Raw genomic sequence first — 17,675 nt, 5'->3', positions numbered from 1 at the left:
ACAATAAAATGTCAATTTTAGTAAACAAAGATTCTAAAGTAATTGTACAAGGATTTACAGGAAACGAAGGTACTTTCCATGCTGGTCAGATGATTGAATACGGAACCAACGTAGTAGGTGGGGTTACTCCGGGAAAGGGAGGAAGCGAACACTTAGGAAAGCCTGTATTTAATACGGTTGCTGATGCTGTTCAAAAAGCTGGAGCTAACGTAAGTATTATTTTCGTACCACCTGCATTTGCTGCTGATGCTATTATGGAAGCTGCTGAAGCTGGAATTAAAGTTATCGTATGTATTACTGAAGGAATTCCTGTAGCGGATATGGTAAAAGTAAAATCTTACATCGCAGACAGAGACTGTAGATTGATCGGTCCGAACTGCCCTGGGATTATTACTTCAGAAGAAGCTAAAATTGGTATTATGCCAGGTTTCGTTTTCAAGAAAGGTAAAGTAGGTATCGTTTCTAAATCTGGTACTCTTACTTACGAAGCTGCTGACCAGGTTGTAAGAGCTGGTTTTGGTATTTCAACAGCTATCGGTATTGGTGGAGATCCAATTATTGGAACTACGACAAGAGAAGCGTTGGAGTTGTTTATCAATGACCCTGAAACAGAAGCAGTAGTGATGATTGGTGAAATTGGTGGTGGACTTGAAGCTGAAGCTGCAAGATGGTACAAAGCAAGTGGTTCTACTAAACCTGTAGTAGGTTTTATTGCAGGACAAACGGCACCTAAAGGAAGAACAATGGGACATGCTGGTGCTATTGTAGGTGGAGCTGAAGATACTGCTCAGGCTAAAATGGAAATCATGAGAGAAAATGGAATTAACGTTGTAGATTCTCCTGCTGACATTGGCGTTACTGTAGCTAAAGTGCTAGGATAAACCATAAAACAAAACAATATGAAAAAACTTTTATTAGCCTCTGCCCTGGCTTTCTCTACCTTGTCTTTTGCTCAGATTAATTTCAGCGGGACAAGATTCGGTATCACGGCAGGAGGAAACTATTCCCGGGTGCAAAATGCGCACAACCCTTCCGGTCCCCGATACGCAGTACAGGCAGGAGCCTTAGCTTTGATTCCTGTTGGAAAGGGAAACCAATTCTATATCCAACCTGAAGTTTTGTACTACGGTGCAGGGGAAACAGGAAAAGATAAAGATGTTAAAGGAAGAGACGGATATGATGCGGTATATGCCAATAATTATCTAAGTGTACCTATCTATTTCAAAGGATATTTTTCAGAGGCAGAATCTGAATTTTTTGGAATGATAGGCCCTCGATTTAATTTTTTGCTAAATCAAAATGTTAAAAATGTTCCTGTAAGCAGACCATACTATGATCCGGATGTAACAGATCCAAAAAATCCGGGAGTAAGTGGCAAAGCAAACAGTTTTAATTTTGGACTGGGTGTAGGAGTAGGATATAGCTATAAGAGACAACTCGAACTAGCTTTAAAATACGATTTTGGATTTTCAAATACCTATCCTGATCTGGGAAAAGAACCTGGCGGAACTAGCAAAAGTAAGTCTGAACAAGTTCTTAGTGTAAGCTTAAGTTACATATTCAACTAAGACAACACTTAAAATAAAAAAATAACCCCGGAACCATTTTCCGGGGTTATTTTTTTGACTATATAGAATTAATTTCTAATCCATTTCCAAAGCTCCTTAAGGGTTGCTTTATTTCCATACATTAAAATACCGACTCTATAGATTTTACCGGCTAAAAAGATCATAAAAAATGTTGTCACTACTAACAGTGTTATTGACAGTGCGATTTGCCATGCAGGAACTCCAAAAGGAATCCTGGCAATCATAGCGACAGGAGACGTGAAAGGAATCATGGATAGCCAGAATCCCAACGGACCGTCAGGGTTATTCATTAATGAAAAGCTGCCATACATCCCCAAAGTTAATGGCAATATAGCAAATAAGGTAAACTGCTGTGTTTCTGTCTCATTGTCCACGGCAGAACCAATGGCAGCGTATACAGAGCTGTAAAAGATATATCCAAGAAGGAAGAAAACAATAAATACAAAAATAATCAAAGGGAAATTAAGTTCAAGCAGACTATGGGAAACCTGTGTAGCGATTTGTGTTACGTCCAGTTTACTTGCCATTCCTTCGCTTCCTCCGGGAATGTTTTTCTGAATAGATGAAAAGCCGGTATTCAATACCAGGGCTCCGATAACGGACATGGTAATCCAGATAATAAACTGAGTTAAAGCTACCATCGTTACTCCCAAAATTTTCCCCATCATAAGCTCAAACGGCTTTACGGAAGAAATAATGATTTCCACCACTCTGTTATTCTTTTCCTCAAGTACACTTCTCATTACCCGTACTCCATAGATAATAATGAACATGAAAGTTACGTACATCAAAACCATACTTAGTCCGGATTTTACCCCGAAAGTAAGGTCAGAATCCTCCTTATTATCTTCAGAAACATTAATCGTTTTTAAAGAGAAGCTTTTATCAAGATTATTGAGCTGGGTTTCCGCAATACCCAATTCTTTGATTTTTTCCTTTTTAATGACATTTGAAATATCTGAAACGATACGTTGCTTAGTATCAAAACCTATTTTGCTGTTGATGACAAGCCTTGTGTTTTTTTCAAGATCATCAAAATTATGATTATTCAGTTCAGGTAGAATAAGGATTCCATCCAAAGATTCATTTCCTTTTAATGTACTGATTTTCGATTTTTCTTCTGCAGCAGGAACAAAAATATAATTGAGTTTGGAATCTGATGGTAGCTGATCCTTGAATAAGCCACTTCGGTCTACTACTTCAATGACGTTATGTGATTCATTGGCTTTAAACATCAGGCCAATAATTGCTCCAAAAGCAATGATCATAAGAGGAGCAAGTAAAGTTAATATAATGAAGGATTTCTTCTTGACCTGTGTAAGGAATTCCCTTTTGGTTATTAAAAAAATATTATTCATAAAATTAAGAATGATGGCCTACAGCGTTAATAAATACTTCATTCATGCTCGGAATTCTTTCGTCAAATGATCTGACTTTTCCCACATGTACCAAATCTAAAAGGATGTTGTTCTGATCACTTTCGTTTTTCAGATCAAAAGAAACAAGATCATTTTCATTTGAGAAATTAAACACCTCATATTTCTGTTTGAATGTCTCAAAATTTGAATCATTTACAGCCGAAAGGGTAATACCGAAGATGTTCTTTTTGAATTTTTCCCTAACGTCGAAAACTCTGCCATCCAAAACTTTTTTTGAATTGTCGATTAGTGCTACATAGTCGCACATCTCTTCTACACTTTCCATTCTGTGGGTTGAAAGAATGATGGTGGTTCCGTTATTTTTAAGATCAATAATCTGATCTTTTATTAAATTTGCATTTACGGGGTCGAAACCTGAAAAGGGCTCATCGAGAATAAGTAAATGTGGTCTGTGCAATACCGTAACCACAAACTGGATTTTTTGTGCCATCCCTTTCGAAAGCTCGGAAAGCTTTTTCTTCCACCACTGATCAATATTAAGTTTTTCAAACCATTTCTTTGCTTCACTGAGAGCATCATTTTTGCTCATTCCTTTTAGTTCTGCGAAGTAAAGAATCTGATCTCCTACACTCATATTTTTATACAAACCTCTTTCTTCAGGCATGTAACCGATATTTTTGATGTGATCGGGATTTAACTTCTCTCCATTGATGAATATAGTTCCGGAGTCTGCCTGGGTAATTTGATTGATGATACGGATAAATGATGTTTTTCCCGCTCCATTTGGGCCTAAAAGACCATAGATGCTCCCTTTTGGGACATGTATGCTAAAATCATCCAATGCGGTTTTTTTTCCGGCATTGTAGGTTTTAGTAATATGTTCAGCTTTTAGCATTAAATTGTTTTTTTACTATTAGTATAAAAATGTCCCGAAAGTTACGGAATAATTAAAAGGACTACTAACGTAAAAGAAAAAATCCTGATGATTATCAGGATTTAATTTATTGTTTTACGATCTGGGTAACTTTTTGAGTGTTGTCACTTAAAATGTAACGGATCAAATATTTACCGGGTTTTAATTTTTCAATATTAATTTCTCCCGAATTCATATTAACCGCATAAGTAGCAACCTGTGTACCAAGAATAGAATAGAATGTAACATTTTTAACCTTTAAAGAAGGGTCTTTTGCTCGAATAATTAGGAAATCTTTCGCAGGATTAGGGTAAGCAATAAAAACTCCATCATCAGATTTTTGTGAGATGGAACCAGGCTCCCTGAGTTGTGCATTTAGATTGCTGGAAAATCCAACAAAAGTGCCTGCGAAAAGAAATAAAAGTAAAAGTTTTTTCATCAAAATATAATTTCTCAAGTATTTATAAAACAAAAATATAAAAAATCTACCACTCTCCAACATATTTTTTCATTTAACTTGTAGTAAATTTGCATAAACTTATTCAAAAAGTATTCCAAAATGATACATTCAAGAAACAGAAGGCTACGAGTAAATGAATCAATGAGAAGTTTGGTAAGGGAAAATATACTTACAACTCATGATTTCGTAATGCCTATCTTCGTAATGGAGGGTGAAAACAAGCAGGAACCAATTGCATCAATGCCGGGAATATTCAGGCGGAGTATCGATCTTACAGTTAAAGAGTGTAAAGAACTGTTTTCTTTGGGGGTAAAATCTGTCAACCTGTATATGAAGGTGTCAGATCATTTAAAAGATAATACGGGAAAAGAAGCTTGGAACAAAAACGGATTAATGCAGAACACCATTAAAGCCATAAAAGATGCTCTTCCCGAAATGATCGTTATGCCTGATGTAGCGCTGGATCCTTATTCTATTTATGGACATGACGGAATAATCGAAAACGGAAAAATTGTAAATGATGCAACTGTAGATGCACTGGCAAGAATGTCTGTATCTCATGCAGAAGCCGGGGCAGACATTGTCGCACCAAGTGATATGATGGATGGCAGAGTATTAGGGATTCGTGAAGCCTTAGAAGAAAGTGGATTTACAGATGTAGGAATTTTAAGTTATTCCGCAAAATACGCAAGTTCTTTTTATGGACCTTTCAGAAGTGCTCTGGATAGTGCTCCAAAAGATAATATGGAAATTCCAAAAGATAAAAAGACTTATCAGATGGATTTTCATAATTCCAGGGAAGCTTTAAATGAAGTATTTAAAGATATTGATGAAGGAGCGGATATCATTATGATTAAACCGGGGCTTCCTTATCTTGATATTGTTTCTAAAGTTCGTGAAGCAATTGATCTTCCGATTGCTGTGTACAATGTAAGTGGAGAATATGCAATGGTAAAAGCGGCTGCCCAAAACGGCTGGCTAGATAATGATAAAACGATCATTGAGAGCTTAACATGTTTTAAAAGAGCTGGTGCAGATATGATCTTCACTTATTTTGCAAAGGAAGCAGCAATGCTTTTAAATAAATAGTTTTAAAACAGATAAATAAAAAACACCTCTATATAGAGGTGTTTTTTATTTATCCGAAACAGGCATTGTAATGAGGTTTTCCCGGAACTATAGGGTCTTTACCTCCATTGTCATAAACGCAGATATTACTTGGGCATAAAAACCAACCTGATGGGCAGTTGCCATTTGCATCGGGTGGTCTTATATTTCCACCGTTGATGGTTTTTAGATTTTTTTTCGTTAATTTTTTCATGATAATATTTATTTTTTTAGATAAACTAAATATAGTTAAAATTTATCACATTATATTGAAATCTTTACCTTTTGTAAATTTAGCAGCAAAGGGAGCCTGGTTACCTATATATTTTAGAACAAAATGTTTCTTAGTATCCGTATCTAACTTTGATTCCACTTCAACGTCCTGCGTTTGAAAGCTTACATCAAGAACAGTTGAAGATTCTTTTTCTAAATAAATCTCAACGCTTTCGGCATAAAATAAAGAAGTACTCAAATAATTAAACTTGATATTTTTTCTGTACGTCTTTGTTTTATCCTGGGTAAATGCTGAATAGTTTTTTAAGATTTCAATTCCCGGAGAATCAATGTTGGTGATTCTTGATTTTGTTACTCCATTGACACGGACAGAAAAGTTTTTAGCATTTTTTATATTTCCGTTAACTCCGATATTAAAAAGAGAAGGCAGCGAAAGGCCGTATTCGATCATGCTGTCTTTTGTAAATTCAAAATCAGGAATCAGAGCAGGATGTTTCGGAGCATTAATCAACTGGTTTTTTATTGTAGTCAGATTCTCTCCTGAAAAGAGATACCCAATAAGATTATTGCTGGTTGTTCTCCAGTTTCTGCCATTCCATTCAAAAATTTCACAAAGTAAGGTGTCTGTGGATGAATGGGGAAGGAGATCCATATCCTGCCATTTAAAAACTTCCTTAGCATAAGGTCTACGGTCAACCAGGTTGATTCCTAAATCTAATGCAAGGAGTTCTGTTAATTCTTTGTTATTTTCCATTAAAATTAATTTGCTGTTGGTGCAGTAAATGTATCAAATTCGTTAGAATATCTGATGCCTGGATTTACAGCCAGCCTTTTTTACCATATACATAAGTGTCATCAAACTGTTTGTCACTCATAAACAGGTACAATATACCTTCAATGAAAGGAATGATAGAAGCTGCCCCAAAAGTAACAAGGTTTAAAATAATCTGAATAATACCTTCTTTAGTATAGCCAAGATAAAATTTATTCAGGGCAAGCCATCCTACAAGTATACCTAGTATTGCAGCAGGGATCTTTTTTTCAGAGCGATATGGTACATGGGCCTGCTGATCCCGGGTATTTTCTGTTTTTGTATAACCGTAATTTTCCATTTTAGTATTTTTTATGATAAAGTGAATTGTTTTTAACATAAGTCGAAGAAAAATATGAGTAGTTACAAAATCATAACTTAAAACAAATTTATATCTTTGCGACTATGATTTTACGAGGAGAAAACTTAATCAAAGAATACGGTCCAAAAAAAGTTGTAAAAGGCGTTTCTGTACAAGTCCAGCAGGGAGAAATTGTTGGTTTGCTAGGTCCTAACGGAGCAGGTAAAACCACTTCATTTTATATGATCGTGGGATTGGTTAAGCCGACATCCGGTAAAATTTTCCTGGATAAACAGGAAATAACAACTGATGCGATGTATCGCAGAGCACAAAAAGGAATTGGTTATCTTGCTCAGGAGGCCTCTGTCTTCAGAAAACTTTCTGTTGAGGAAAATATTATGGGAGTTTTACAGCTTACCAATCTCTCCAAGCGTGAACAGCAAATCAAATGTGATGAGCTGATCGAAGAATTTTCATTGCAGCATGTTCGTAAAAACAGAGGAGATCTTCTTTCCGGAGGAGAAAGACGTAGGACTGAAATTGCGCGCTGTCTTGCTACCAGCCCGAACTTTATCCTTCTGGATGAACCTTTTGCAGGGGTAGACCCCATTGCAGTAGAAGATATACAGAAAATTGTAAGAAGTCTTGTCGATAAAAATATCGGAATTTTAATCACCGACCACAATGTTCAGCAGACTCTCGCTATTACTAATAAAACATACATCATGTTTGAAGGTAGGATCCTGAAAGAAGGTCTTCCGGAGGACCTGGCAAATGATCCGCAAGTAAGGGAAGCTTATCTGGGTGAAAATTTTGTGTATCAGAGTATCCTGGATAAGCCTAAAAAGAAGAAATACGCATACAATATCTGGGCAGGGAATTTTGATTCGAAATCACAGCTTCAAAGTTTTGTTGATAATCAGTTTTCAGAATTTGATGATTTAAGGTTGATGTATGGATTTGAGGATATTAGTTTTGCATCGTTGGCAAATTCAGAGATAGAACACATCTTCAATGATGTGGTTGATAAAAATGCAAATAATTCATTTGTATTCCAGCGCAAAGAAATTACCTCCCAATATTCTCTGGAACAGGCGGAAGCGGAATCAAAAGAAGCAAGTAAACCCGAGCTTCATTACCTTACAACATATCTTTACGAAGGTTAAGTTTTAATTACTGGTATGCTGGCTCGCAAAAATGATATCCCAATTATTAAAAACAAGGTCGGATAAATAATGCTTGTTCATACTATCGATAAATGCCTGATAGGCGATGTCTAAAAATGATTTTAACTGACAGTTATAAGATATAAATATGCAAGATTTACTTTGGCAGTTGATAATCGGACTATCATCCTGTTCAAGGAGGTGAATAAGATCACCAAGCCCTGTCGTACGGGCCTTATCAGAAATAATGATTCCACCATTTTTTCCTCTTTTGGTAATAACAAATCCTTTCTGAGATAAAAACTGAACCACTTTAATAAGGTGATTGCGAAGAATATTCAACTTTTCTGATAATTCGTCCAATGAGCAGGACTGAGCCTTATCTTTTTTATTTAAATAGATTAAAACGCGCAAACTATAATCAGTAAAGTGGTTCAATTTCATTAATTGCTAATTTAAATGAAGGAACTGAGGTCCGAATTCTTCGTAAAAAATATTTTCTCCGGCAATTCCTAACTGCATCAAAGAATTGTACTGCACTTTAATAAATGCTTCGGGACCACAAATATAATACTTTGCATTGTCAATAAGAATTTCTTCTTTCACTTCATGGAGGTTAATTCTTCCTTCATGTATTGCCTGGTCATCTTCTTTATTTTTATTTTCATAAAAGATGTGGGTGGTGAGCCATTCATTATTTTGTTCTAAATAGTCAATATGATCTTTGAAGGAATGAACTGTTTGATCCCGGCAACTATGCAACCATACAACAGGGTTACGATTGTTGTTTTCATTTGTTTCCAGCATACTTAAAAGAGGGGTAACTCCAATCCCTCCACTTATAAGCACTAAAGGATATTCCGATAAAGGATTAATGTGAAAGATTCCTGCAGGTGCGCTCACTTCTATTTCATCTCCTGCTAACTTAGCATGCATGATATGGGATACAATACCATCCGGATTAAATTGATTTTTCTCTTTTTTTACAGATATCCTGTAATATTTAGGAGTGAAGGCCGATGATAGACTATATTGTCTTGGTTGCTCATATCCCAGTGATGGAATATATGTTTTTACAGATATGAATTGACCGGGAAAGTATTCTGCAATTGGCTGCCCATCTTTAGGCTTAAGATAAAAGGATTTAACCTCCATGCTTTCCTCTACGATTTTACTGATGATGAATGTTCTCCAACCTTTCCATCCCCCATTTTTGTTTAGGTTAGAACAATATATTTCGTCTTCGATAGAAATCATTATTTGGGCAAGTTCATGATAGGCTTGCGTCCAAGCTTCCAATAATTCGTCAGTAGCCGCTTTTCCTAAAACTTCTTTTATCGATGAGATCAGATGAAGTCCTACAATATTATATTGTTCCGGTTTTATATTAAGGCTGACGTGCTTATTGCCTATAGATCTTAAAATATTAATTAGTAAAGTTGGATTTTCAATATGTTCAGCATAGGCAAGCACTGCTCCGGCTAGTGCGTGTTGTTGCTTGCCACTTGCCTGATGACTCATGTTAAAAGATTTTTGAGCTCTGGATTATGGTTGAACATTCTGTTGTAAAAATATTGAGTGAGATCTGCACCGTTTGATTTTAAAACCGCAACGGTTGACTTTACTAAGGCTTTTTGTTTATTATTCATCTTGTCGTTTTTTAATGATAAAACAAATGTACTATAAATATTTAATTGTTATATTTTAAATACAACAATTAAAATATGATATTTTACATACCTAGGAGAAAGGGTGGAAATTTTTTAAAGTACATTATTACTCTCCAAGAAAGAATGATAGCTAATTTTTAATATAGAATAAATTTTAAATTGATATTTTTCGTATTTTATATAAAAAGCACTTTTAAATTGTTTTAAAGGCCTGGTTTTTGTATTTAATTGTGTTAAAATGATAAAATAAATCATTAAATTTCATTATTAATAAAAAATACAAATATGTCATTACAAGAAAAATTACAAAAACTAGCCAATGAAAGAAATGAACCTTGTGTAAGTATTTCATTAAATACCCACAGAACATTTCCTGAAAACCAACAAGACGAAATCATTTTAAAAAACCTCATCAAAGAAGCAGAAAACCGTGTTATTGATGAGTACGGAAAAAGACCTGCCGCAGGAGTTTTGGAAAAGCTGGATCATATTGCAGGGAAAATTGACCATCAGTACAATCTGGATAGTTTGCATATTTTTTTGTCGAACGACACAGAAGAAATTATAAAATCTACATGGGCTTCAAGAGGAAATGTAACAGAAGTGGAGGAGAAGTTTGCTGTAAGGCCTCTGATCAAGGCTGCAGTAAGAGCTCAGGAATATCTCATCTTAGTTTTAACGCAAAGCGGTACCAAGCTGTACGAAGCATTAAATGATTCTATTGTCGGGGAAGTCCGAGAGGAAGGGTTTCCATTTCCCCAGAATCCCTTTTATATTACCCATTCAGATGTGAGAAGCGATTCCAAACAGGTAGATAATCAGATCAAAGAATATTTTAACAGGGTTGATAAATCCATTGTTGAAATTTACAAAAAATCAAATTTAAACGTAGTTGTTATTAGTACTGCGGATAATTATAGTAAACTTCTTGAAGTTGCTGACATTCCTAAGATCTATATTGGCCATGATAATAAAAATTATGTATCTGCTGATGAGCATCACATTGTAGAGCAGGCTTATGAAATTATTAAGGCTAAACAAAAAGAAAGTCGTGCATTGGCTATTGAGGAAGTTAAAGAGGCGGTGTCTCATGGAACGGTTCTTACGGATCTTCAGGAAATTTACCAGGCCGCTTTGGACGGAAGGGGTGATCTGCTGATCGTACATCAGGATTATGAACAGCCGGTAAAAATGATTGATGAACGTACATTTGAGTACGTTGACGATTCTAAAGAACAGGGAGTTGTTGATGATATTGTTTCCATGATCGCATGGGAAGTATTTTCGAAGAAAGGACGTGTTCACTTTACCCAGCAGGATGAGCTTTTAGAACTAGGAAAGATCGTTTTGAAAACCCGATATTAAAGAGAAATTTTTATAGCAAAAGAATGAGCCGGCTTTTATGCTGGCTTTTTTTATAGATTGTTTTAAAAAAGCTTTAATTTTACTAAAGATCTTATAATAATGGCGAAACCTTTTAATAGAACAGTTACTTTATTTGGAATATATAAACAGCTTATTCCATTTATAAGGCCTTATCGTTTGATGATTTACGGAACTTTATTCCTGACGTTTTTAGGAGCTCTTGCAGCCCAGGTCAATCCTTTGGTTTTGAAGTATACTGTTGACGAGGTAACCCTACTAACACATCTTCCACATCCTATGTCGGAAGGAATTCATGTGTTGGTAGTGATTTCCATAATATTACTGGGAAAAGAACTGTTGAATATTTTTATCAATTTCGGACAGAAATTCTATGGGGAAAAGATCCGGATCAATGTAAGTTCTGTTCTGGCTCAGTCAGCTATTGATAAAATACTGACGTACCGGGTTGCATATTTTAATGATGAAAACCACGAATCAGGAAAATTGCAGATCAGGATCGATCGTGGGATTGAAAGTCTCACTAAGCTTGTTCAGAATTTTTTCATAGATATTTTGCCTCTCTTTTCCAATGCGATCATTGCTTTGATCATCATGTATATGCAAAATGTATATGTTGGCATGGTATCCACCATAATTGTTCCTATTTATTTTTATATAAGTTCATTACAGGCTAAAAAGCTGGGTGGGGTTCGCAGGCAGCTGAGAAACCAGCGTGAGCAAAAGACTTCGGGCCTTCTGAACCTGATCAATTCGATTATGGTGATTAAAAGTTTTGTCCGTGAAAAATTCGAGGGTAAAAAGCAGTATGATCTTCAGATGCAATTAATGGAGAGCCAGATGTTCACCAGAAAAACAAATTTTATTTATGATGGGCTTAAGACTTTTATAGAACAGTTTGGGGTTGTACTCATCATTTTGCTCACCGTTTATCTTGTTCTGGACCAGCAGATGACAATTGGTGCAATTATGCTTCATATTATGCTCTTCAATAATGTTTCATCCCCGATACGCCAACTTCATCGTATTTATGATGATATGAATGATGCAATGATTTATGCTGAAGGTTACTTTGATATTTTAAATGCTGACGATGAAAAAGAACCAAACGGGACATTTGTAGAAAGGGAAATTAAGGGAACATTTGAACTTAAAAATATAGACTTTACCTATCCAAACGGAACGAAAGCTTTACATGATGTTTCTATGAAAATTGAAAATGGAAAGACAACGGCTTTGGTAGGATTAAGTGGTGCCGGTAAATCCACAATTATCAATCTTTTGTGTAAATTTTACCTTCCGGATTCAGGAGATATTCTACTTGATAATGTCAATTTAAATGATTTTGATAACACATTTTTAAGAAATGATATAGGTCTTGTACTTCAAAGAAATCATATTTTTCAGGGAAGTATAGAAGATAATATCCGGTATGGAAATATGAATGCCAGTTTTGATGAAATCCGGGAAGCTGCAAAAAAAGCATACCTCCATGAACAGATCCAGGATCTACCGGATCAGTATAACCACGATGCTACCCAGCTTTCAGGGGGACAACAACAAAGAATTGCTATTGCGAGATTATTCCTTAAGAATCCGCCAATTATTTTTCTCGATGAGCCTACTGCAAGCCTGGACGCTATTGCAACCGAACAGATCAAAAACTCTTTAGATGCCATTAAAGAAGGAAGAACAGTAATCATTATTTCACATTCTTTGTCTCAGATTCTGGATTCTGATAAAATCTATGTTATGAAAAAGGGAAGAGTGGTTGAAAGTGGAACTCACAATGAACTGGTTCAGGAAAACGGGACTTACCGTGAAATTTTTGAAGCATCTGCCAGAAGTCTGAATCTTGATAAATTGATGAATTCTTTTAAACAGGATTAATATAATAAAAAATGAAACCTGTACAAGAAATACAGGTTTCATTCTATTTGTAAAACTTTTTTAGTTCTTTTGAGGAACCTGATAAGTGCCTACTTCAGCTCCGAAGGCAATATTTATCCTATTGTAGCTGTTGATCGCGATAATAGCCATGGTAAGATCCACCATTTCTGTTTCAGAAAAATGGTTGCTTACTTCCTGGTATAGGTCATCCGCAATTTCTTTTCCGTTCAGTTCGGTAAGTTTTTCCGCCCATAAGAGACCTGCCTTTTCCTTTTCTGTGTAGAATGGGCATTCTCTCCAGGCACTTACCAAAAATATTCGCTGCTCGGTTTCACCCTTTGCCCTTAATTGTTTCGAATGCATATCCAGGCAAAAAGCACAGCCATTCATCTGTGAAACACGAAAATAAAGAAGTTCCAGAAAAGCATTGTCAAGAGATGAGTTTTCTACATGATATCCCATGGTGTGAAGTGCATTTACAGATTTATTTCCCATAGCAAATGCGTTGATTCTTTGTGACATAATTTTGTTTTTTTGATTAATTATGTGACAAATGTAGATTGCAATTAATTCAGATTTTTTTACAAATGATAAAAAATCATTTTTGCGCACGGATCCTGCTTAGTGAAACCTGGGTAATGCCAATATAGTCCGCAAGGTCTCCCAGGCTGATACGCTGGATAAGTTCCGGCTTTTGTTTCAGAAAATTATGATATCTCCTCTTGCCATCATCTTCCAGCATTTCACTTATTCTACCCATCATGTTAACAGGTGCTTTTGAATATAGCTTACTGAAAAGGGTTTCTGCAGAATGGTATTTTTTACATAAGTCGTCGACAACAGATTTGCGAATGGAGTATACTTCCACAGGCTCTAGTGCTACAAACATATATTTGGATGGTTTACCAGTAAGAAATCCGCTCAATTCCGTAAAAAAAGAATTTTCAGCAAAAAAAGTCATGATAAAATCTTTATCCCCATTATCAAAGAACAATTTTACCAGTCCTTTTTGCAGGAAATAAAAATGTTTACAGGTTTCATCAGATTTTAATAAAAAATCTCCTTTTCTGTAATTTTTTAATTCTAACTTTGAAATCAGTTCATCAATGACAGCCTGTTCAGGATTCGAAATCCTTTCAATAGTCTGGATGAAATTGGTGTAGCTCATTAGTAATAATATGTGATTCTTGGATATCTAAATATAGCTAAAATTGTTGGTTTTACTATATCTGGAATTATTGTATAAAAGTTTAGAGTGACCGGATAAAATGAATGACCATTATCTTAAAAAGCTTGACAGGGTAACAGCAATTCTTACTCAACTGCAATCCAAACCTTTGGTAAGGGCTCAGGATCTGGCAGAGAAGTTCGAAGTAAGCATCAGAACGATCTATCGGGATGTAAAAACACTTGAAAATGCGGGGATTCCGATTGTCGGAGAAGCGGGTAGCGGATATTCCTTAATGGACGGATATAAACTTCCTCCTGTCATGTTTACAAAAGAAGAAGTTTTGAGCTTTATTACAGCCGAAAAGCTGATGCAAAAGTTTTCTCACGAGAGTTTGGGCTCTCATTACCGGACGGCTATGGAAAAAGTGCGTTCAGTGCTGAGGCATTCCGATAAAAATTTAATACAGACAGTAGAAAAGCAGGTTGATGTTTTTAATTACCATGCTCAATCAACGGATTCTGTTAAAAATGTGATCCCCCTGATCCTTGAAAGTATTGCAGAAAAAATGCAACTTTCCATAGAATACAGAAGTATGGATTCAAAGGTATCTAACCGGATTGTAGAAGCGGTAGGTTTATTTTTTGAATTTAATTATTGGTACATTATGGCTTTTTGTACGTTAAGACAGGATTTCAGACAATTCAGGGTAGACCGGATTCTTCAGGTTTCCAAAACCAGTATTCCTTTTTCAAAAGAGTATGGTGGAATTAATGATTATAGGAAAAATTCCGGTAATGATGTTACCAAAGTAAAATTGCTGGTAGATAAGAAAATAATGGGGCATCTCGTTAATTCTAAAAGATACTATGGTTTAATAGACGAAACTGAAACCGATGAAGGAGTTGTGATGACCTTTGAAACGGAGTGGATCAAAGAGGGATTTCCAAGATGGCTGATTACATTTGCGGATTACGCTGTAGTTTTGGAACCAGAAACACTCAAAACAAAAATTGGTGAGCTGATCACAAATATTTCTACGAAATTACAATAACCAACTGATTAATTATGAAATTTATATTGATGCGTTCTATGCTGCTCCTGGCTCTTCTTCATTACGGGATTTCTTCCGCCTGCTCAGCATTTTTATTAAAGGGTAATGATTATTGTGTAATCGGATTCAATGAGAATTGGAAAACAATGCCGGGGATGATCGTCGTCAATAAACGTGGGATTGCCAAAAGAAATATAAGCTGGGAAAATCTTACCTCCCGACATCTGAATGCTGAAAAGGAATGGCAATCATTATATGGTTCTATAACCTTTAATCTTCTAGGCTATGATTTCCCTTGTTACGGTGTAAATGAAAAAGGTCTTTTTCTGGTTGAACTTTCTCTGGAGGAAACCACAAAAGTTTTTAATCCCACACAGCCTAATATGTTTTGGGCACAATGGATTCAATACCAGTTGGATAATTATAAATCTGTTCAGGAAGTGATAGATCATTTGAATGGCGGTCCTAATATTGATTGGTGGCCTAGTGCTGGAGGAAGCCACTTCTTCGTTACTGATGCTAAAGGAAATACAGCAACTATAGCTTTGCTAAATGGAAAGTATAAGGTGCTTACAGGAAAGGATATGCCTATGCCTCTTCTATGCAATAATCAGTATAAGAAAGATATTGAACGGGTTCAGAGGTTTGATTTTTTAGGAGGTAATGAAAAATTTGATCTTGGTCAGCAAAATAAATGGGAAGACAGATATAGTAAAGCTTACTATATGCTTTATAGTTATAAGTATGATAAAAAGCCTGTAGAATATGCCTGGAATGTTCTTAATTCTGTATATGCGGGAGAATGGCAGACCGTTATTGATGTCAAGAAGATGAATCTTTATTTCCGGTCCGACCTTAAGAAAGAAGTTAAAACAATTGATATTACTCAACTCGATTTTTCAAAACAGGCCTCTATAAAATATTTGAATATTCATACAGATAAGCTGGGTAAAGTAAATGATGACTTTGAGGTGCTTACTTTAAATAAAAATAATGAGTATGTTGCCAAGGGATTTCCTATAGGATATGATAACAAAGAATTTGGAGCCTCAAGTGCCTTCGCCCAGTTAAAAGAGAACATTATTACTTTCTTTAAAAATATTTTGCCGGGTTAAAAAACAAAAGCTTTCAGAGAATCTGAAAGCTTTTGCATTCACTAAATTTAATAATTTGATAGAAGAAAAATATTTTTAAACAGAATTAAAATCTCTCCCAGAAAAACGGAGGTTCAATTCCTAATGATCTTAGATAGACATAACCTTGTCCACGGTGATGGATTTCATTATCGATGAAATATAGGATATTCTGATATACCGGAAATTCATATTGGCCAAACAGATTGAACGTTTCCTGCATACGCTCTTCAGAAATCTGATTAAAATAATGGTTGATTACTTCTGTTTCTTCGTCCCATTTTTTCAGTATTTCTTCTTTTGTTTTAGGGTTGAATCCCTCTTCGTTATAAGCCTCCATGTTTTTTTCATTGATTCCCTTTAATGCCGGTCCTGCAATGCTGATAAGCTCAACTGCCAGTTTAGCAAATGGTCTCATACCTGCTATAGAAAATTCGAATAATTCTTTTTCAGGAAACGCTTCAATTACTCTTCTTGTCAGATTTCTGTGTCCTTGCCAGTGCTCTAATAATTGGTCTGATGTCATAAACTGTTTTGTTGCTGTTGCTGTAGTTGCCATAATATTTTTGTTTAATTTGTTATTGTTGATACAAAGATAAGAGCAGGTTATGACAACAGTTTGTCAGTAGGATTTGGCACATTGAAAATATTTTTTTCTCCTAAAATATCATTGCGTTTTTTACGTTTAAAAGAGAGATGTACCGGGTATTATTTATAATTTCAGAGAAATGAAGAAGCTAATTTTAGGAATTACAAGTGCTTTGTCACTACTATCGTGTAATAAAATCAGTGATAAAATAGATCAGACTGTACAGGAAACAACCGAAACAGTAAAGCAAAGGACCCAGCAGGCAGTGGAAGAGAGGGTGAAAAAGACCGTGAATGAGTCCATCAAGTCCCTGACAAATTCTGAAGATGTTCAATTTAATCAGGTTTTTCCTGGTTCAGGGAAAGCTGTTGTATCCGATGAAAACGGGAAAAAGTTTGTATTTCCAAATGGCACTACAGGATATATTTTTAAGTATAAAGCAGACAAAAAAGATATCATTCCATTTCTGGAGTCTCAACCTACAACGGATGAAACCCGGTCCGATAAGGCAGCCCGAAGGGTAGACGGACAAAATATAGTAGATAAAATAAGTTTTATTGAAAAGTTCCTGCCTGAAAATACAATTGATAAAAGCATTTTAGAAGATATAAAGAATGACAATGGTATCGAGTATTATAAATTAAAGCGGTTTCCCAATAAAAGTACCATTATTTATAATTCTAAAAACAAGACAGTGTTGCAATATGTTGAGGTAGATAAATAATTTGAAGATGGCTGGTTTTTACCGGTCATTTTTTATTAGCAGAATTACAAAACAAGATAAGAAACAAACCCGTAAGTATTGTAAAGCTAATTTTAAAAAAGTAA

At 35.4% G+C, this 17,675-nt stretch carries 20 protein-coding genes and 1 pseudogene; 9 read left to right on the top strand and 12 right to left on the bottom strand.

Going from position 1 to position 17,675, the window contains the following annotated elements; genetic code table 11:
• Positions 1-8 precede the first annotated feature (8 nt).
• Positions 9-881 (top strand): succinate--CoA ligase subunit alpha, encoded by an 873-nt coding sequence (gene sucD / locus AC0INN_RS15255; protein ID WP_273649044.1) that lies wholly within the window; start codon positions 9-11, stop codon positions 879-881.
• Between the two features lie 18 nt (positions 882-899).
• Positions 900-1,568: a porin family protein gene (locus AC0INN_RS15250; RefSeq protein ID WP_273649043.1), complete on the top strand. Its 669-nt coding sequence runs from the start codon at positions 900-902 to the stop codon at positions 1,566-1,568.
• A gap of 68 nt (positions 1,569-1,636) precedes the next feature.
• On the opposite strand, the gene AC0INN_RS15245 is transcribed toward AC0INN_RS15250, so the two are convergent.
• The 3 genes from AC0INN_RS15245 to AC0INN_RS15235 all read right to left on the bottom strand — a co-directional run bounded on the left by AC0INN_RS15245 (position 1,637) and on the right by AC0INN_RS15235 (position 4,320).
• Entirely contained in the window at positions 1,637-2,947 is a 1,311-nt protein-coding gene (locus AC0INN_RS15245; RefSeq protein ID WP_306613927.1) for an ABC transporter permease, read from the bottom strand.
• Between the two features lie 4 nt (positions 2,948-2,951).
• Positions 2,952-3,863 (bottom strand): ABC transporter ATP-binding protein, encoded by a 912-nt coding sequence (locus tag AC0INN_RS15240; protein WP_172279967.1) that lies wholly within the window; start codon positions 3,861-3,863, stop codon positions 2,952-2,954.
• A 106-nt stretch (positions 3,864-3,969) separates the two neighbouring features.
• On the bottom strand, positions 3,970-4,320 hold the full coding sequence (locus tag AC0INN_RS15235) for a T9SS type A sorting domain-containing protein (RefSeq protein WP_172279965.1): 351 nt from the start codon (positions 4,318-4,320) through the stop codon (positions 3,970-3,972).
• A 120-nt stretch (positions 4,321-4,440) separates the two neighbouring features.
• Here AC0INN_RS15235 and hemB point away from each other — a divergent pair, with 120 nt between their 5' ends.
• Entirely contained in the window at positions 4,441-5,430 is a 990-nt protein-coding gene (hemB, locus tag AC0INN_RS15230; RefSeq protein WP_306613924.1) for a porphobilinogen synthase, read from the top strand.
• A gap of 49 nt (positions 5,431-5,479) precedes the next feature.
• On the opposite strand, the gene AC0INN_RS15225 is transcribed toward hemB, so the two are convergent.
• The 3 genes from AC0INN_RS15225 to AC0INN_RS15215 form a co-directional block, all read right to left on the bottom strand.
• Positions 5,480-5,662: a bacteriocin gene (locus AC0INN_RS15225; RefSeq protein WP_172279961.1), complete on the bottom strand. Its 183-nt coding sequence runs from the start codon at positions 5,660-5,662 to the stop codon at positions 5,480-5,482.
• Between the two features lie 45 nt (positions 5,663-5,707).
• Positions 5,708-6,436, bottom strand: coding sequence for a hypothetical protein (locus AC0INN_RS15220; protein WP_172279959.1), 729 nt, complete (start codon positions 6,434-6,436; stop codon positions 5,708-5,710).
• A gap of 64 nt (positions 6,437-6,500) precedes the next feature.
• On the bottom strand, positions 6,501-6,794 hold the full coding sequence (locus AC0INN_RS15215; protein ID WP_172279957.1) for a TM2 domain-containing protein: 294 nt from the start codon (positions 6,792-6,794) through the stop codon (positions 6,501-6,503).
• A gap of 104 nt (positions 6,795-6,898) precedes the next feature.
• Here AC0INN_RS15215 and lptB point away from each other — a divergent pair.
• Positions 6,899-7,624 (top strand): annotated as a pseudogene (gene lptB, locus AC0INN_RS15210) (LPS export ABC transporter ATP-binding protein); the annotation flags it as partial.
• A 339-nt stretch (positions 7,625-7,963) separates the two neighbouring features.
• Here lptB and AC0INN_RS15205 read toward each other — a convergent pair.
• Genes AC0INN_RS15205 through AC0INN_RS15195 form a run of 3 tightly spaced genes read right to left on the bottom strand, consistent with a single transcriptional unit; the run spans position 7,964 to position 9,609 of the window.
• Positions 7,964-8,404: an Rrf2 family transcriptional regulator gene (locus AC0INN_RS15205; protein WP_273649031.1), complete on the bottom strand. Its 441-nt coding sequence runs from the start codon at positions 8,402-8,404 to the stop codon at positions 7,964-7,966.
• Positions 8,405-8,410: 6 nt separating this feature from the next.
• Complete coding sequence (locus AC0INN_RS15200; RefSeq protein WP_273649029.1) at positions 8,411-9,481, bottom strand: globin domain-containing protein; 1,071 nt, start codon at positions 9,479-9,481, stop codon at positions 8,411-8,413.
• Complete coding sequence (locus AC0INN_RS15195; protein WP_273649027.1) at positions 9,478-9,609, bottom strand: globin family protein; 132 nt, start codon at positions 9,607-9,609, stop codon at positions 9,478-9,480. Before AC0INN_RS15195 ends, AC0INN_RS15200 begins: the two co-directional genes overlap by 4 nt.
• Positions 9,610-9,915: 306 nt before the next feature.
• Here AC0INN_RS15195 and AC0INN_RS15190 point away from each other — a divergent pair, with 306 nt between their 5' ends.
• Together AC0INN_RS15190 and AC0INN_RS15185 are read left to right on the top strand one after the other, a co-directional pair.
• The gene (locus AC0INN_RS15190; protein WP_273649025.1) at positions 9,916-10,995 is read left to right on the top strand and encodes a baeRF3 domain-containing protein; all 1,080 of its coding nucleotides are present in this window, start codon (positions 9,916-9,918) and stop codon (positions 10,993-10,995) included.
• A gap of 180 nt (positions 10,996-11,175) precedes the next feature.
• Entirely contained in the window at positions 11,176-12,903 is a 1,728-nt protein-coding gene (locus tag AC0INN_RS15185) for an ABC transporter ATP-binding protein (protein WP_273651058.1), read from the top strand.
• A gap of 60 nt (positions 12,904-12,963) precedes the next feature.
• Here the strand turns inward: AC0INN_RS15185 and AC0INN_RS15180 are convergent, their stop codons facing one another.
• Together AC0INN_RS15180 and AC0INN_RS15175 are read right to left on the bottom strand one after the other, a co-directional pair.
• A complete protein-coding gene (locus AC0INN_RS15180; RefSeq protein ID WP_273649023.1) occupies positions 12,964-13,425 on the bottom strand; it encodes a carboxymuconolactone decarboxylase family protein in 462 nt (153 codons plus the stop codon).
• A gap of 76 nt (positions 13,426-13,501) precedes the next feature.
• Entirely contained in the window at positions 13,502-14,071 is a 570-nt protein-coding gene (locus AC0INN_RS15175; protein ID WP_273649021.1) for a Crp/Fnr family transcriptional regulator, read from the bottom strand.
• 100 nt (positions 14,072-14,171) lie between these two features.
• On the opposite strand from AC0INN_RS15175, the gene AC0INN_RS15170 reads away from it, so the two are divergent.
• Both AC0INN_RS15170 and AC0INN_RS15165 read left to right on the top strand, forming a co-directional pair.
• Entirely contained in the window at positions 14,172-15,125 is a 954-nt protein-coding gene (locus AC0INN_RS15170) for a helix-turn-helix transcriptional regulator (protein WP_273649019.1), read from the top strand.
• Positions 15,126-15,139: 14 nt separating this feature from the next.
• Complete coding sequence (locus AC0INN_RS15165) at positions 15,140-16,240, top strand: linear amide C-N hydrolase (RefSeq protein ID WP_306613918.1); 1,101 nt, start codon at positions 15,140-15,142, stop codon at positions 16,238-16,240.
• An 85-nt stretch (positions 16,241-16,325) separates the two neighbouring features.
• On the opposite strand, the gene AC0INN_RS15160 is transcribed toward AC0INN_RS15165, so the two are convergent.
• Positions 16,326-16,817, bottom strand: coding sequence for a DinB family protein (locus AC0INN_RS15160; RefSeq protein ID WP_273649015.1), 492 nt, complete (start codon positions 16,815-16,817; stop codon positions 16,326-16,328).
• Positions 16,818-16,986: 169 nt separating this feature from the next.
• Between AC0INN_RS15160 and AC0INN_RS15155 the strand changes: the two genes are divergently transcribed.
• On the top strand, positions 16,987-17,571 hold the full coding sequence (locus AC0INN_RS15155) for a hypothetical protein (RefSeq protein ID WP_273649013.1): 585 nt from the start codon (positions 16,987-16,989) through the stop codon (positions 17,569-17,571).
• The last annotated feature ends 104 nt before the right edge of the window (positions 17,572-17,675 follow it).

This window comes from Chryseobacterium subflavum (assembly GCF_055762745.1).
The sequence above is the reverse complement of the archived record's forward strand: the minus strand, read 5'-3'. Positions and strand labels throughout refer to the sequence as shown.

What these genes read in the sequence shown, in the direction of transcription:
- AC0INN_RS15185 (WP_273651058.1), top strand. Translation starts at nt 11,176, where the DNA reads ATGATTTACGGAACTTTATTCCTGACGTTTTTAGGAGCTCTTGCAGCC.
- AC0INN_RS15160 (WP_273649015.1), bottom strand. Translation starts at nt 16,817, where the DNA reads ATGGCAACTACAGCAACAGCAACAAAACAGTTTATGACATCAGACCAA.
- AC0INN_RS15180 (WP_273649023.1), bottom strand. Translation starts at nt 13,425, where the DNA reads ATGTCACAAAGAATCAACGCATTTGCTATGGGAAATAAATCTGTAAAT.
- AC0INN_RS15195 (WP_273649027.1), bottom strand. Translation starts at nt 9,609, where the DNA reads ATGAATAATAAACAAAAAGCCTTAGTAAAGTCAACCGTTGCGGTTTTA.
- sucD (WP_273649044.1), top strand. Translation starts at nt 9, where the DNA reads ATGTCAATTTTAGTAAACAAAGATTCTAAAGTAATTGTACAAGGATTT.
- AC0INN_RS15225 (WP_172279961.1), bottom strand. Translation starts at nt 5,662, where the DNA reads ATGAAAAAATTAACGAAAAAAAATCTAAAAACCATCAACGGTGGAAAT.
- AC0INN_RS15235 (WP_172279965.1), bottom strand. Translation starts at nt 4,320, where the DNA reads ATGAAAAAACTTTTACTTTTATTTCTTTTCGCAGGCACTTTTGTTGGA.
- AC0INN_RS15190 (WP_273649025.1), top strand. Translation starts at nt 9,916, where the DNA reads ATGTCATTACAAGAAAAATTACAAAAACTAGCCAATGAAAGAAATGAA.
- AC0INN_RS15220 (WP_172279959.1), bottom strand. Translation starts at nt 6,436, where the DNA reads ATGGAAAATAACAAAGAATTAACAGAACTCCTTGCATTAGATTTAGGA.
- AC0INN_RS15165 (WP_306613918.1), top strand. Translation starts at nt 15,140, where the DNA reads ATGAAATTTATATTGATGCGTTCTATGCTGCTCCTGGCTCTTCTTCAT.
- AC0INN_RS15200 (WP_273649029.1), bottom strand. Translation starts at nt 9,481, where the DNA reads ATGAGTCATCAGGCAAGTGGCAAGCAACAACACGCACTAGCCGGAGCA.
- AC0INN_RS15240 (WP_172279967.1), bottom strand. Translation starts at nt 3,863, where the DNA reads ATGCTAAAAGCTGAACATATTACTAAAACCTACAATGCCGGAAAAAAA.
- AC0INN_RS15170 (WP_273649019.1), top strand. Translation starts at nt 14,172, where the DNA reads ATGAATGACCATTATCTTAAAAAGCTTGACAGGGTAACAGCAATTCTT.
- AC0INN_RS15245 (WP_306613927.1), bottom strand. Translation starts at nt 2,947, where the DNA reads ATGAATAATATTTTTTTAATAACCAAAAGGGAATTCCTTACACAGGTC.
- AC0INN_RS15205 (WP_273649031.1), bottom strand. Translation starts at nt 8,404, where the DNA reads ATGAAATTGAACCACTTTACTGATTATAGTTTGCGCGTTTTAATCTAT.
- hemB (WP_306613924.1), top strand. Translation starts at nt 4,441, where the DNA reads ATGATACATTCAAGAAACAGAAGGCTACGAGTAAATGAATCAATGAGA.
- AC0INN_RS15155 (WP_273649013.1), top strand. Translation starts at nt 16,987, where the DNA reads ATGAAGAAGCTAATTTTAGGAATTACAAGTGCTTTGTCACTACTATCG.
- AC0INN_RS15175 (WP_273649021.1), bottom strand. Translation starts at nt 14,071, where the DNA reads ATGAGCTACACCAATTTCATCCAGACTATTGAAAGGATTTCGAATCCT.
- AC0INN_RS15250 (WP_273649043.1), top strand. Translation starts at nt 900, where the DNA reads ATGAAAAAACTTTTATTAGCCTCTGCCCTGGCTTTCTCTACCTTGTCT.
- AC0INN_RS15215 (WP_172279957.1), bottom strand. Translation starts at nt 6,794, where the DNA reads ATGGAAAATTACGGTTATACAAAAACAGAAAATACCCGGGATCAGCAG.